The organism is Pseudoalteromonas shioyasakiensis (assembly GCF_019134595.1).
Taxonomy (GTDB): domain Bacteria; phylum Pseudomonadota; class Gammaproteobacteria; order Enterobacterales; family Alteromonadaceae; genus Pseudoalteromonas; species Pseudoalteromonas shioyasakiensis_A.
Map to the genome: position 1 here is coordinate 792,149 of NZ_CP077771.1, position 14,867 is coordinate 807,015.

The following is a 14,867-nucleotide window of genomic DNA, read 5'->3' on the forward strand; positions in this document are numbered from 1 at the left end:
GAAATTTGAATTTTTGATGGCGGTATTACTAGGTGCAGCAACAGCATGATGTTCTTAATAAAAAGTTAAAGCAAGCGATCGACGCTCGAACAGTGGTCGAAGATGCGCGCAAACATCAAGTTGAAGTTCTTTCTCAGTTTGCAGCGAAACTATCGCTCAGCTGTAAAGGACTAGACATTGAACTAGACAATCGTTTAGCGAAATTTAGAAATGCCCTTAAAAAAGGGGTTAATTTCGAATTACTCACCCCCTTTATCGATGATGTACTTGGCCTGTTAAAACAACAAGAAACCAAGCAAATGTCACTGCAACGTGAGCTAAATGAAAGCGTTACAGATGCAGGTAAGCAGCTGCAAAAAGTACGAGGCTTGCCTGATGATGCCCGTCGTTCGCTACGTTACTTACTCGACAACGAATTAAATAATATTCAGTCTAATCATGACTTTGTGCCACTTCTTTCGAAGCTGATTTTAATTTATCATCAAGCCTTGCAAGCCAAGCTTGCAACAACAAGTACAGCTGAGGAGCAAGTAAGACCAGAACTTGCCACACAGCTGCTTTCTCTTGCCAATGACTTAGTACTCGAAGATGAAAGTGCCGAGCAAATTAAGACTATCAAAAGTAAAATAACCCACAATGATAGTGTTGACGATCTGCTTGATTCTGCACTGAATATTATTAGCATCGTTACGCGTAATATGAGTAAAGAGCGCCAATCAGCGCAAAGCTTTTTGATCTCGTTAAATCAAACAATCGAAGATTTACATCATTCGATTGTTTCTACTAGTAAGCATTCAGAATCTCTGAGCGCTGAATACGACACGCTTAACAAACAAATCGAAAGCAAGATTAAAAACCTGCATACGCAAACACAGCAAGCTACGTCTATTTCTTCGCTTAAAGAGCTTGTAGAAGAAGAGTTAAAATCATTAAGCGATGATTTAATTGCGAAAGAAAAACTAGAACAAACAGAACGCGAAAACTTACTAGCCAGTTTTAACGATATTAATAGCCGCATTAGTCATTTAGAAACCAAGCTTTCGACCTATAAGCAGCGCCTAAATGAGCAGCGTTTTAAAAGCTTACTCGATGGCCTAACTAAGCTGCCAAACCGTGCGGCATTTGATGAACGCTTTAACCATGAATTTAACTTATTTAATGTGCAAGAATCAGATATCACCTTTGTAGTGATTGATGTAGACCACTTTAAATCAATCAATGACCAATATGGCCACAGTGCTGGTGATAAAACACTGCAAGTAATTGCTAAAGCATTACAAAAATCAATTCGTAAATCAGACTTTATTGCCCGTTACGGCGGTGAAGAGTTTGTGTTACTAATGAGTGGAATGTCGATTGAAAATGCCACAGTGCCGCTTGAAAAACTGCGCAAAACAATTCAAGGCATTCCGTTTAAATTTAAAAATAAGCAAGTAGAAATTACCATTTCTCTTGGTGCAACCCAGTTGAAAAAAGGTGATACCCCGCTGATTGCCTTTGACCGTGCAGACGAAGCACTATACAAAGCCAAGAACGAGGGACGAAATAAAGTTTGCATTAGCAAATAAAGGCCTTATCTAGTATGTGAGGTCTTTGACACACAATGATAAAGGCTCATTGACGAGCCGGGAGAGTGCTTATGTTAAAACAACTGAATCCTACAGGTGTACTGGATTTACTATCGCAACTAGAAGTTGATCTACTCGAACAATCATCCACCAGCGAGCGCTATAAATTATTTAGGAACTGTGTGCTCGCGGTTCTCAATGTGGGCAGCCACACCGATTCAAGCTTAGAAATTTACAATAAATACGAAGACTTTGATATTCGCTTATTAAGCCGTGAACGCGGGATTAAGATCGAACTTGAAAACCCACCTGAATCAGCCTTTGTTGATGGCGAAATCATTACCGGTATTCATGAACATATCTTCTCTGTTATTCGCGATATTCTGTTTATTTGTCAAAAGTACGAAAAAGACTTAACAGAGCAAAAAGCCATTACTCATATGGTCTTTGATATGCTGCGAAACGCAGGCGCACTGAGAGTAAATAGTGACCCGAGCATGATAGTTTGCTGGGGCGGCCACTCTATTAACGAAGTGGAATACAAATACACCAAGCAAGTTGGTTATGAGCTTGGCCTTCGTGGCTTAAATATTTGTACTGGTTGTGGCCCAGGTGCAATGAAAGGCCCTATGAAAGGCGCCACCATTGGCCATGCAAAACAACGTATTACTGATAATCGTTACTTAGGTTTAACCGAGCCAAGTATTATTGCCGCTGAGCCACCTAACCCGATTGTAAATGAGCTGGTGATTTTGCCTGATATCGAAAAACGTTTAGAGGCTTTTATTCGTACAGCCCATGGCATTATTATCTTCCCTGGTGGTGCGGGTACTGCAGAAGAGCTGTTATACCTTTTAGGCATCTTGCTACACCCAGATAACGAAAAACAATGTTTACCAGTTATCCTTACTGGCCCTAAAGAAAGTGAAAACTACTTTATTGAGCTGTGTAAATTCGTTGAGAAAACACTCGGTAAAGCAGCGCTAGATAAGTTTGAAGTGATCATCGATGATCCAGAGCGCGTTGGTAAAACGCTTAAAGCAAAAATGGTTGAAGTGCGCGAATACCGCAAGAGCCAAGGTGATGCCTACTACTTTAACTGGACGTTAAAAATCGATCATGATTTCCAACAGCCGTTTGCACCAACTCATGCTAATATGTCGAGCTTAGATTTACATTTAGATCAACCGACTCAGCAACTCGCAGCTAATTTACGCCGTGCGTTTTCAGGCATCGTGGCTGGTAATGTTAAAGACGAAGGCTTACAAGCCATCAAACAACATGGCCGCTTTGTGCTAAGTGGTGAACCTGCGCTTATGGCTGATATGGACAAACTACTAGCAGCATTTGTTGAGCAAGGCCGAATGAAGTTGCCTGGTAGTAAGTACATTCCTTGCTATGAGATCAAAGCTTAACAGGAGCCTATGTGACAACCCAATTACTTTTAATAGATGCGCTAAATCTTATTAGGCGCATCTATGCTGTTGATAGTAATCAGAGTCATCACAGTGAAGAACATATGATAAAAGCAAGCTGTGCCCGAGTGGCACATGCTTGTAAAAAGTTACGCCAGCAAACGAATGCGACTCACGCGATTGCCGTGTTTGATGGTGAAAGAAGCTGGCGTTATCACTACTTTGAGGCCTACAAAAGTACTCGTTCACCAATGCCAGATACCCTCAAACAAAACTTATCACGCTTTAAACAAGCAATTGAAGACACTGGAATTGTGGTGTTTTCACCTGATAATGATGAAGCCGACGATATAATTGCTACTCTTGCTTACAAGGCCGCATCTAATAATGTGCCTTCTACCATTGTTTCTACCGATAAAGGGTTTTTACCGTTTTTATCTGAGCAAATTGCAATTTTTGATTACTTTAAAAAACAGTATATTGAGCTTGAAGATATTAAGCAGCGCTTTGATGTACCAAAGCATCGACTTGCTGATTTTTGGGCTTTAGCAGGTGATAAAACCAATGATATCCCGGGCGTTAAAGGGATAGGTAATAAGTCGGCGCAGCAATTAATAAACGATTATGAGTCGATAGAAGCGGCCATGAAAGATGATGAGCTAAACCCGACTCTTAAACGTAAGCTGAGTTCAGAAATGGACATGTTCGTAATATCAAAAAACCTTGTTATGCTGCGTACCGATATTAACTTAGGCTTTAGTTTAAAGCAGTTAAGGCTCAATTAGTCGCAATCTCGTAGCACAGTTTGCCAACTGAGCGTATACTGAAAATTCGCGTTAGTTTTATAGAGTTACACATGTTTAAAAAGGTTTTCCAATATCTGGTACTTGGGTTAGGTGTTTATGCACTGATAGCAACCCTAGTGATCACTTTTTATAAAGATGATCCACAAGCCATGATCTGGCAAGACCGTGAAGCTTTTAATAAACGCTATATCGCAAAACTATCGATTGATAAGCCTGAAAACCTGAATGCGGTGCTTGATTATTTAGGTAGCCCCGATCTAACCTATGCTAAACGAGTCGAAGACAATGTTTGGCAGATTATTTTTTACCGCACTCAGCATGTTAAATCTGATGGTATAACCACCATCGATGAATGCACAGGCCTACTATTTAAAAATGGTCAGCTGGTATTATGGGGGCCAAGTGCCTATGAAAGCTATCAACAAGAAACCTAACCGCTTATGATGGAAAACGTGACGCCACGGGAATTGGCACGCTTATTTGATAGTACACACCAGCTACTTAAGCTTTATCATCAAAAGCAAAAATGGTCACAAATTTTCCCTTTATTAAGCAACCTAGCTGAGCGTTATTACCTGCTATATCAAGCCTGCCCGAAAGGGATGCAAGCGCAACTAAGCTTGTATGTACCTAACCATGGTTACACTACAAACCTAGTTGTAAACCAATGTGTTATAGCCTGCATTTTGTGCCGCAGCCTTAACTACAACCAAGCCATTAGCGAACAAATTATTAGTTGCTGTTTAGCCAACTACCTCTGCGTTCAATCACAAAGTAATAAGTTAGCAGCAGGACAGGCACTGACGCCTCAAGATAAAAAGCTGTGGCAGTGTCGCCATCAATTAGCAGCAAAATTACTAAAAGACTCAGGCCCACATACGCTTTCTATTCAGCATTTATTAGCGCGTTTAAATAAATATAAGCAAGCACTCTTAAGCGCACCGAAAATTATGATTTACGATGGCGCAACAACCTTAGTTGCCTTGGCTAATATTATTGCCATGAATACGACTTACCGCGAGTCGGGTGGCCACATTAGTGTTCACAAAGCGTTAGCTGATATATATTTACGCACACCTAACGAGTTTGCTCAAAATGCAATAAAAGCACTGATTGCGCATATTGGCCCTTACATTCCGGCCAGTGAAGTAAAGTACGCCGAGCAAGCACTTATTTATTTAGCAACAGATGAACATGGCCGCCATATATTGGTTGATGCTAGCCGCCCTGAAAAAATTCGCTGGCATCGCTTCAAAGCAAGCTTAACGATTTTTGACAAACAAAGACATTGTAAAGATTCTCGTTTGCTATACACAGTTTGGTTTAGTGAAAACATTAACTTTGCTGAGCCACAGCCAATAAATCAGCAGCGTAGGCAGCACTATTTAGAATTAATCAGCACGTTAAAAGTATCGCAAGAATATAGCTACCGCGGCTTAAATAAGCTTTTAAGCCCCTATCCTGAATTGATAACCCAGCTTACCGTTGCCTCTAAACCCTATAATAAAGAGCAGCAAAGAGCTAAAGACTTGCGCCATTGTTTATCTATGGTCGGATACGATAACGCCCCTGCAATTATCCAAAAAGTATTATTTCAACGATTGGTTGCAACCACCTCTCACCCGCTTTTTCAGCATATCTCTAAGCGCCTTGAGAATATGGTGCGCATTATTCAGGCGCTATTTAAGCACATCGATTCTATTCAATTCGAGCAAGTTACTTTACCGTTATATGCCTACGTTCTTTACCTTTGCGAACATCAAGCAACCTGTATTTCTCGTAAAACTGTATTTGAGCAGGCCGAAGAGCAAGTAATAAGCCCACCGCTTGCTTGCTTGTTTGGCGTTAGCCACTTAAATCAAGAGCCACTAACGGCGTATTTAAACCAACTAATTGGCGATAACAGTTGGACACAGCATTTACTTGGTAGTGAGCAACATAAAAAACAAACACTCGATATCAATGAAAAGCATTGGGTCGCGATTAAGCTATTTACTTATTATGTTTTTCAACCAAAAGCACTGTTTAGTAGTTGGCAAGAACAGATTATCTTCGACAGCTTATCGGCTGCTGGTTGGCAATCAAAAGCAGATTTTTATGCATATCTGAAAAACTGTGAATTTGCAGACAATTTTTAGATTGTGTTGTTAAAAAGTGCGAAAACGTTAAATAAATATGAACTTTAGTCTGTTTATAGTCAGTATTCACAGGATAAACTGGCAAAAAGCTGAATAAATTGCTATAAAAGCCGCTTAAATTTTCAAACACATCCACGTGAACCCTCTAACAAGTAAATCGCATGCTATTTCGCGATAAGTTTACGTGTTTATCTACTCATAAATAGGAAAAGTAAATGGCTAAACAAACCATCACAGTGATCAAAGGCGACGGCATTGGTCCTAGCATTATTGATTCAGCACTTGAGATCCTTAAAGCTGCAGGTTGCGATTTTGATTATGAATTCGTTGATGCTGGCCTTGCTGCCCTAGAAAAAACTGGTGAGTTACTTCCGCAAGAAACAATCGACACAATCGCGCGTAACAAGATCACTTTAAAAGGTCCATTAACGACGCCTGTTGGTGAAGGTTTTACTTCAATCAACGTAACTTTACGTAAAAAGTTTGGCCTTTACGCTAACGTTCGTCCTGTTAAATCATTCGCAGGTACACAAGCTCGTTACGACGACATCGACATCATCACTATTCGTGAAAACACACAAGGTATGTACTCAGGTCTTGGCCAAGTGGTTTCTGAAGATGGTAACGAAGCAGAAGCAATGTCAAAAATCACACGTGAAGGTGCAGAAAAAATCGTTACTTTTGCATACGAGCTAGCGGTACGTGAAGGCCGTAAAAAAGTAACTGCTGTACACAAAGCTAACATCCTTAAATCAACATCTGGTTTATTCTTAAAAGTTGCACGTGAAGTAGCTGAGCGTTACCCACAAATCGAATCAACTGAGATGATTGTTGATGCAACTTGTATGAAACTAGTTATGACTCCTGATGAGTTTGATGTAATCGTTACTACAAACTTATTCGGTGACATCCTATCTGACCTATGTGCTGGTCTTGTTGGTGGTTTAGGTATGGCTCCTGGCGCAAACATCAGTGAAGATGCAGCAATCTTCGAAGCTGTACACGGTAGCGCACCAGACATCGCTGGTAAAAACCTTGCAAACCCAACGTCTGTAATCTTAGCATCTATCCAAATGCTAGAGCACCTTGATATGGGCGACACTGCAGAGCGCATCCGTAGCGCAGTTGCTGATGTTATCAAATCAGGCGATCGTACAACTCGTGACCTGGGCGGCAGCCACGGTACTACAGACTTCACTCAAGCTGTAATTGAGCGTCTATAAAAAAACATTGTTTAAGGCTTATGACAAGCTAATAACCCTTAAACACCTCCTTACCAAAAGCCAGTCTACGACTGGCTTTTTTATTCCCTCTACTTAATTGAATACTTATTTAGACATCCACTTTTATCTATTAATGAATACATATTTAGACACCCACTTTAGCCACTAAACTTCCACAAGACTAACTAGACACCCAAATTAAAATTTCTCACTTCTCAATGAATACTTAATTAGACATCCACTTTTATCTATTAATGAATACATATTTAGACACCCACTTTAGCCACTAAACTTCCACAAGACTAACTAGACACCCAAATTAAAATTTCTCACTTCTCAAAATTATGGCTAAACTTAAATTGTTCAACTCATGGAGGAGAAGAGCATGGCAACCCCTCGTAGAAACTTAATTAGCGTTTCAAACACGCCTTATTATCACTGCATTTCACGTTGCGTTCGTCGCGCTTATTTGTGTGGGCAAGACCCACTAACGGGCCGCTCATATGAACATAGGCGGGATTGGGTTGAAAAGAAACTACTTCAACTTGGCAGGATATTTTGTATTGATATTTGTGCCTACGCGGTTATGAGCAACCACACTCATCTAGTCCTGCACATCGATATAGCAAAAGCTAAGCGTCTAAATAATAAAGCGATTCTTATTAGATGGCACAAATTATTCAAAAGTACATTCCTTTGCCAACGATTCTTAAATGGCGAATTGCTAACACAAGCTGAACTCGCTGCGGTTAATACCAGAGTAAATTTATATCGAGAACGGCTCAGTAGTATTAGTTGGTTTATGCGCGTGCTTAATGAAGGTATTGCACGAAAGGCTAATCAAGAAGATGATTGCAAAGGTCGATTTTGGGAAGGTCGCTTTAAGTCACAAGCTTTACTTGATGAAGCAGCACTTGCCGCTTGCCTCGCTTATGTAGATTTAAATCCTGTTAGAGCAAAAGTGGCCGATTTACCTGAACAATCTGACTACACCAGTATTAAATCTAGAATTAATGCAGCTCAAAATAATAAGCAACCAAAATCACTTATGCGCTTTGCAGGTAAACCACGTAAGCATATGCCTAAGGGAATACCATTTGAACTCAAAACATACCTGCAACTTGTTGATTGGACCGGCCGCTCAATCCGGGAGGATAAACCAGGGAAAGTACCAGAAGAGGCATTACCAATACTAGAAAGATTAAACATTTGTACTGAAAACTGGCTTACACTTACCAGCTCATTTACACGCTCATTTAAAAATACGGCAGGTAAAGAGCAGGCTATAACTGCGTATACAAATCACATGAAACGAAAGCGAAGAAGCTCTATAGCTAATAGCTTAGCCTTATTTACTTAGTTACGCATTCGACACAAAGAATCAGCCTTACAAATCCAATCATTTTAATTCTGGAGGCATAACGACTTTTGCAACTAGCGGTGACCAGTGTGTAAAACTAAAAAATAACTCAGCACATAAGGCTTAAATTTAATTAATGACTATGAAAAATCACTACTTTCCTAGCAATTCAACTTGTTCTCAATAATTCAGATATTTCTTTAGCTGATTCTTATTAAAATTAAATTGGGTGTCTTTTTAAAAATTAGCCAAACCTTATGGTAGTGAGCTATTAAAGTGGGTGTCTAATTAAAAAATAAAACCTTTTCTGATAGTAGCTAAGTTATGCAAGGCAGTAACGTAAATGCATTATCTATTGGTATAGTTATCTATTTGCCACACGAACAATTCAATGCATAGTTACACCCTAAAATAATGACAATTAAGCATGTGGATGCAACAAAAATATCAAAAAACAAAAATACAGAAAAATTAATGCAAAAAGCCACATTTGCGGTTGACATCAGTTTCCAAAACGCTTAAAAATACTTCTAACATTTTTTTAAACAGCAGCCATCTAGTCGGCTGTGCATTTTTTAGAAGAAAATAAAAAATAATGAATATTCGCCGTCATCTTTTAGTCGTCAACGTTCTCGTACTGGTCTTAGTTACAAGCCCAGCGGGAGGCTATTAAAAGGTGAAAGTACGCTTTTTAAAAAACCCCCGCCATATGCGGGGGTTTTTTTATGCATCTATGCTTGCACACACAGAGGAATGAGGATGAGTACAACTGAATACAATGGATCCGAACTAGTTGTTCGGGCGCTTAAAGAATTGAATGTTAAGTATATTTTTGGCTACCCGGGTGGTTCTGTTCTTGATTTATATGACGCGTTATTTCAACAAGAAGATATTGAACATATCCTAGTACGTCACGAACAAGCCGCTACTCATATGGCTGATGGTTATGCCCGTGCTACCGGTGAAGTCGGTGTGGTGCTAGCAACTTCTGGCCCTGGCGCTACAAACTGTGTAACAGGTATCGCGACGGCATACATGGATTCTATCCCAATGGTGGTGTTATCTGGCCAAGTTCCTACTGGTTTAATTGGTGATGATGCATTCCAAGAAACTGATATTGTTGGTTGTTCTCGCCCTATCGTAAAGCACAGCTATAACTGTCGTAGCGCAAAAGATATTCCAACAATCTTAGCTAAAGCATTCTACTTAGCCAGCACAGGCCGCCCTGGCCCGGTTGTGGTTGAATTACCTAAAGATATGCTTAATCCTGAGTTAAAGTTCCCATTCGAGTTTCCAAAAACAACTGAGCTTCGAACTTACAACCCGAATACTAAAGGCCACTCAAAACAAATTCGTAAAGCAGTGAGCGCTATTTTAGAAGCTAAAAAACTGGTTATTTACTCAGGTGGCGGCATTATTCTATCAAATACCTCTGAGCAACTTACTCACTTAGTGGAGTCATTAAACGCGCCCATCACTAACACCTTAATGGGTCTAGGCGGTATCAGCGGTACTCACCCTAACTTTATTGGTATGTTAGGTATGCATGGTAGCCTTGAGGCAAATAAAGCCATGGCAAATGCTGATGTTATTTTAGCTTTAGGCGCTCGATTCGATGATCGGGTAACAAATAACGTTAAAAAGTTCTGCCCTAATGCCACTATCGTTCATGTTGATGTTGACCCAACCTCAATTTCTAAAACAATTAAAGCGCACATCCCAGTTGTTGGCTGCTTGAAAACAGTACTTGAGCAGTTACAAACTGCAATTGATAAGAGCCCTATTTCAATTGATCGTTCTGCACAAGAAGACTGGTGGCGTCAAATCATTAGCTGGCGTGAACAAAAATGCCTAAGCTACAGCACTGATAGCGATAAAATCAAACCACAAGCGGTTATCGAGGCAATTTACAAAGCAACCAATGGTGATGCTTACATCAGCTCTGATGTAGGTCAGCATCAAATGTTTGCTGCTCAGTATTATCCATTTAAACACCCGCGCCAATGGATTAATTCTGGTGGCTTAGGCACTATGGGCTTTGGTTTACCTGCGGCAATGGGCGTTAAGCTTGCCTTCCCAGATAAAGAATCTATCTGCGTGACGGGTGATGGTTCAATCCAAATGAACATTCAAGAGCTATCAACATGTTTACAATACAATTTAGCAGTAAAAGTTGTCTCATTGAATAATCGCTCACTGGGCATGGTACGTCAATGGCAAGATATGATGTACTCTGGTCGTCACTCATCTTCTTACATGGAATCACTTCCTGATTTCGTAAAATTAGTAGAAAGTTATGGCCATGTAGGAATTCGCGTTGATCATATTGATGAACTACAGCCTGCTATTGAAAAAGCCATGTCTATAAACGACAGACTGGTATTTTTAGATATCTGTGTAGATGAAAAAGAACATGTTTACCCTATGCAAATCAAGCTAGGGGCAGTCGATGATATGTGGTTACGTAAAGGAGTAAAAGCATAATGCGCCGTATTTTATCAATCTTATTAGAAAACGAACCTGGCTCGTTATCGCGCATTGTAGGCTTATTTTCACAGCGCGCTTACAACATCGACAGCCTGACTGTTGGCACAACTGACGATCATTCTCTTTCGCGTATTACCATTACAACCATGGGTGATGATCGCATCGTTGAGCAAATCACTAAACAGGTGAACAAACTGGTAGATGTTCTTAAGATTATTGACTTAACCGAAATGGCACATATCGAGCGCGAGCTGTTATTGGTGAAAGTTTTTGCCCAAGATGAAACCACTCGAGCAGCAGTAACGCGTGTTGCTGATGTGTTTCAAGGTGCTATTTTAGATATGGGTCGCCACAGTTACACACTGCAGCTTGTCGCGAGCACAGAAAAGATCGAATCTTTCCTTGATACCCTGCGCCATGAATCAGACATTATTGAAGTTGTACGTTCAGGTGCGGTTGGTATTGGTCGTGGTGATAAAGCGTTGAAGGCATAAGCCTTTTTCGCTAGCGCGACAAAACTCCAGATACAAAAAAAGGGCTATAAGCCCTTTTTTCAATAATTAGTAAGTCACCCTATTAAGGATTAACTTGGTCTTTAAGACCTTTACCCGCTTTAAAGCTTGGGATAGTTGCTGCTGCGATTTGGATTTCTGCACCAGTTTGTGGGTTACGGCCAGTACGCGCTGCGCGCTCTTTTACTGAGAAAGTACCGAAACCAACTAATGCTACTGAGTTACCTTCTTTAAGAGAGGTAGTAACTGCGCCAGTGAATGCATCTAGTGCACGAGTTGCTGCCGCTTTTGAGATTTCTGCATCAGTAGCAATTTTTTCAACTAATTGAGCTTTGTTCATTGTTAGATTCCTATTCGTTATTATTTTGCCTTCGCAAAACCTATCTTTATGCATTTTTGAGAAGTTAGCAACAGCAAATTGCTATTTTTACGTAATTTATTCAAAAATGACTACTATTTAACTATCAATCACAAGGTTAGTGACATCAGTATTAATAAAGACTTAATTTAACTTCCATCACAAAATTTTATGATAGCTAAACCATCATTCAATTTTCTCGATAACCAAGGTAACTTCCCCAACCTCAAAGCCAAACTTATCAATAGCGGTACGGTTTATCAAGCGTGATTGTGTTACCAAGTACATCCAATCATCGAAATTTACCACTAAAGTACTACCATCATATGGAAGCTCGACAGAATATGTCCAATGGAACACGCTTCCATTGCTTTCACCCTTTGCTTCGCCAATCACATCTGATGCTGTCCCTGTGATACTGCCATCATCATTAATGGTGATGTACCAAACACGGGTTTGCGTTTCGCCATCATCATAAACAAATTGCTCGTCAATCACTCCCTGATTGCCGTTCCAAGATGCTTGCATGTCAACTACCAGCTTACGAGTTAACTCGCCCTTGTGGTCTTGCACAACGCCGTAAGCTTTGAGCTCACCACTAAAAAACTGCTTAAAATCAAACTTAGGCTCTGTGCCTTGGTAGTAATCAACATCTGGCGCAGAGCAGCTGGTAATTAACAGTACCATAGCGAAAATAAAGAGTGCTTTGAGCTTAATCATGTTTCCCTCCAATAAGCAGTTTACGAAGTGATGGTTCAGACGTGTCGGCACTTAACCAAATTGCTAAGAAGTTGTCAGCGAATTTATTATCATCGATCTGACCTAGCTCTTTGTCATTAAAGTAAAAAGTACCAATTCCTTGCTCGTTTGTTCGAAACGACAACGAATCGTTTTTTTTGATATCAGGCCAAAGGGCTAATAACTGTTTATCGTAAGCACCTACCATGTCATTGAGCTTTAAATGTTGCCATTGCTCGTTGGTTGCTTTGACGATGTCTTTCGCATCGAAATCCCGCAAATAAGTGAGTGTAAGTTTGCTGGGGTGTTGGCCAAATTGATACGAGCCCGATGGGGTCTCTAACTTGGCGTTATACACATCCCAAAACAGATACTCCATTTTCGCTTGGCCCACCGTTTTAAAGCCATTTGCATACACGCCCGCAGAGAACAATAACGCAGTAAATAAACTTAAATTAAGTGATTGTTTCATCAAATAACCCTTAAAGTTGTGTTATTAAACACTACGAAAAACCACTTAAAACTGATCATTCAGCCGCTAAAAATCGCTTATTAATAGCAATTATAGCCATAAACATACTTGCCCAACCCAAGCCGTACACCAGCCAAAACTGCCAAAGAAAGAGCTCAGTATTAAGTACTTCAAAGCGCATTCCAGCGTAGTAACTAGCAGGAGCAAATAACGCGCAAACACCCCATGCAATATACCAAGGCAACTTTTGTAGAAACTTCATCGAAGTATTAATGGTTAAGAGCAGTGCTGCCCAAAGTACAGCAAGCCATAAAGGAAAAGGGCTTACTTTAAAGGCAAGTAAGTTTAAGCTGCTGGCAAGCCATTCAAAGCCCAGAGCAAGAGGCAAGCCACATAAAAGTAGCCAACTATCTTGCTGGCGTTGCTTTGATAGGTAAATCATCAAAGCAACAACAGCTAAAGCGGGGATTAAAGAGTTGTGCTCAAGGAGTAAGGCCATAAACCATACTCCTTGAAACAAAACAAAGTTAATAATCGAGCGCGATATCATCGCTAGAATGGCCAAAACGAGGTTTACGGGCAACTAAATGAACTGTACTTATAGCACGGGTTCTAAACGCACCTTCACAGTAAGCTAAATAAAATAACCATAAACGATAGAACCGTTGGTCAAATTTCACTTTATCTATTTCAGGCCAGCTAGCGACAAAGCGCTCGCGCCAGTCAGCCAGTGTTCTTGCATAGTGAACACCAATATCTTTTACACTATGCACAACCATGTCTGTTTGCTGCTTTATTTGCTTATTCATTTCGTCTAAACAAGGCAAACAACCACCCGGGAAGATGTACTGCTGGATAAAATCAGAATTTTTAAGGTAATGGCTGTAACGCTGATCAGCTATGGTAATTGCTTGAATAAGCATTGCACCACTGTCTTTTAATAAAGACTGGCATTTTGCAAAAAAGCCTGGCAAGAACTCATGACCGACAGCTTCAATCATTTCAATTGATACAAGCTTATCGTATTTACCTTCTAAGAGGCGGTAATCCTGCTTTAATAAAGTGATTTTATGCTCAAGGTTAAGCTCTTTAACCTTTTGTTCAACATAGGCATGTTGCTCGTCAGAAATGGTGGTCGTTGTTACATGGCAATCAAAATGCGTCGCTGCATAAATCGCAAAAGCGCCCCACCCTGTGCCAATTTCAATGACAGAGTCACCGGGTTGTAAATCAACTTGCTCACAAATTAATGCTAGCTTGTGCGCTTGGGCCTGTTCAAGACTAGCTTGTTTTGAAGGGTACACAGCACATGAATACAACATTTCGTCACTTAAAAATGCACTATATAGGTCGTTGCCTAAATCATAGTGCGCCGCAATGTTCTTTTTTGAACCGCTTGCTGAGTTTTTATTTTTTATGTGATTAATTCGGTGCGCAATGCCGCTCAAAAAGGCAAATTTTTTCTCGAACGCATCTAGCTGATCTTGGTTTAGAGCGAATATTTCAATAAGTTTAGTGAGGTTGTCACAGTCCCAATAGCCAAGAATATAAGCCTCTCCGGCACCAACACTGCCAGACAAAGCAAATGACTTATACATACCAGCATCGTTTACCGTGACCGTTGCGTGTAAATCACTGGTTATGTCACCGAATTGCTCTTTTTGATTACCTTCTCTGAGGGTAATGCAACCGACGTTTATACTGTTGAATGCACCTATTACCAGTTTTTTATAAAGCTTTGTCATCCAGCCGGTCGTTTGGGCTTGTGTTATATTTGATACTTTTTCCAT

Annotated in this window: 14 protein-coding genes; 9 read left to right on the forward strand and 5 right to left on the reverse strand. The window is 40.3% G+C overall.

The annotated features are described in order from the left end of the window. The first annotated feature begins 32 nt into the window (after nucleotides 1–32). The 9 genes from KQP93_RS20980 (at nucleotide 33) to ilvN (ending at nucleotide 11,491) form a co-directional block, all read left to right on the forward strand. On the forward strand, nucleotides 33–1,568 hold the full coding sequence (locus KQP93_RS20980; RefSeq protein WP_217877050.1) for a GGDEF domain-containing protein: 1,536 nt from the start codon (nucleotides 33–35) through the stop codon (nucleotides 1,566–1,568). Between the two features lie 71 nt (nucleotides 1,569–1,639). Then, on the forward strand, nucleotides 1,640–2,983 hold the full coding sequence (gene ppnN / locus KQP93_RS20985) for a nucleotide 5'-monophosphate nucleosidase PpnN (protein ID WP_217877051.1): 1,344 nt from the start codon (nucleotides 1,640–1,642) through the stop codon (nucleotides 2,981–2,983). A gap of 11 nt (nucleotides 2,984–2,994) precedes the next feature. Next, nucleotides 2,995–3,768: a flap endonuclease Xni gene (gene xni / locus KQP93_RS20990; RefSeq protein WP_217877052.1), complete on the forward strand. Its 774-nt coding sequence runs from the start codon at nucleotides 2,995–2,997 to the stop codon at nucleotides 3,766–3,768. A gap of 71 nt (nucleotides 3,769–3,839) precedes the next feature. Beyond that, nucleotides 3,840–4,223, forward strand: coding sequence for a DUF3192 domain-containing protein (locus KQP93_RS20995; protein ID WP_054563904.1), 384 nt, complete (start codon nucleotides 3,840–3,842; stop codon nucleotides 4,221–4,223). 18 nt (nucleotides 4,224–4,241) lie between these two features. Beyond that, nucleotides 4,242–5,927 carry a hypothetical protein gene (locus KQP93_RS21000; RefSeq protein ID WP_217877053.1) on the forward strand — a complete coding sequence of 562 codons (1,686 nt, stop codon included), beginning with the start codon at nucleotides 4,242–4,244 and terminating at the stop codon, nucleotides 5,925–5,927. 215 nt (nucleotides 5,928–6,142) lie between these two features. Further along, the gene (locus KQP93_RS21005; RefSeq protein WP_217877054.1) at nucleotides 6,143–7,150 is read left to right on the forward strand and encodes an isocitrate dehydrogenase; all 1,008 of its coding nucleotides are present in this window, start codon (nucleotides 6,143–6,145) and stop codon (nucleotides 7,148–7,150) included. A gap of 385 nt (nucleotides 7,151–7,535) precedes the next feature. After that, entirely contained in the window at nucleotides 7,536–8,510 is a 975-nt protein-coding gene (locus KQP93_RS21010; protein ID WP_217877055.1) for a transposase, read from the forward strand. Between the two features lie 759 nt (nucleotides 8,511–9,269). Further along, nucleotides 9,270–10,994 (forward strand): acetolactate synthase 3 large subunit, encoded by a 1,725-nt coding sequence (locus KQP93_RS21015; RefSeq protein WP_217877056.1) that lies wholly within the window; start codon nucleotides 9,270–9,272, stop codon nucleotides 10,992–10,994. Then, entirely contained in the window at nucleotides 10,994–11,491 is a 498-nt protein-coding gene (ilvN, locus tag KQP93_RS21020; protein ID WP_054551998.1) for an acetolactate synthase small subunit, read from the forward strand. The genes KQP93_RS21015 and ilvN overlap by 1 nt, the downstream gene beginning before the upstream one ends. Nucleotides 11,492–11,573: 82 nt before the next feature. Here ilvN and KQP93_RS21025 read toward each other — a convergent pair whose 3' ends face one another. The 5 genes from KQP93_RS21025 to KQP93_RS21045 all read right to left on the reverse strand — a co-directional run bounded on the left by KQP93_RS21025 (nucleotide 11,574) and on the right by KQP93_RS21045 (nucleotide 14,867). After that, nucleotides 11,574–11,849, reverse strand: a complete 276-nt coding sequence (locus KQP93_RS21025) for an HU family DNA-binding protein (RefSeq protein WP_089349732.1) — start codon at nucleotides 11,847–11,849, stop codon at nucleotides 11,574–11,576. A gap of 204 nt (nucleotides 11,850–12,053) precedes the next feature. Next, on the reverse strand, nucleotides 12,054–12,587 hold the full coding sequence (locus KQP93_RS21030) for a DUF3833 domain-containing protein (RefSeq protein WP_054562353.1): 534 nt from the start codon (nucleotides 12,585–12,587) through the stop codon (nucleotides 12,054–12,056). After that, nucleotides 12,580–13,077, reverse strand: a complete 498-nt coding sequence (locus KQP93_RS21035; RefSeq protein ID WP_217877057.1) for a chalcone isomerase family protein — start codon at nucleotides 13,075–13,077, stop codon at nucleotides 12,580–12,582. The genes KQP93_RS21030 and KQP93_RS21035 overlap by 8 nt, the downstream gene beginning before the upstream one ends. Before the next feature lie 55 nt (nucleotides 13,078–13,132). Next, nucleotides 13,133–13,627, reverse strand: a complete 495-nt coding sequence (locus KQP93_RS21040; protein WP_217877058.1) for a DUF2878 family protein — start codon at nucleotides 13,625–13,627, stop codon at nucleotides 13,133–13,135. Then, nucleotides 13,605–14,867: an SAM-dependent methyltransferase gene (locus tag KQP93_RS21045; RefSeq protein ID WP_217877059.1), complete on the reverse strand. Its 1,263-nt coding sequence runs from the start codon at nucleotides 14,865–14,867 to the stop codon at nucleotides 13,605–13,607. Before KQP93_RS21045 ends, KQP93_RS21040 begins: the two co-directional genes overlap by 23 nt.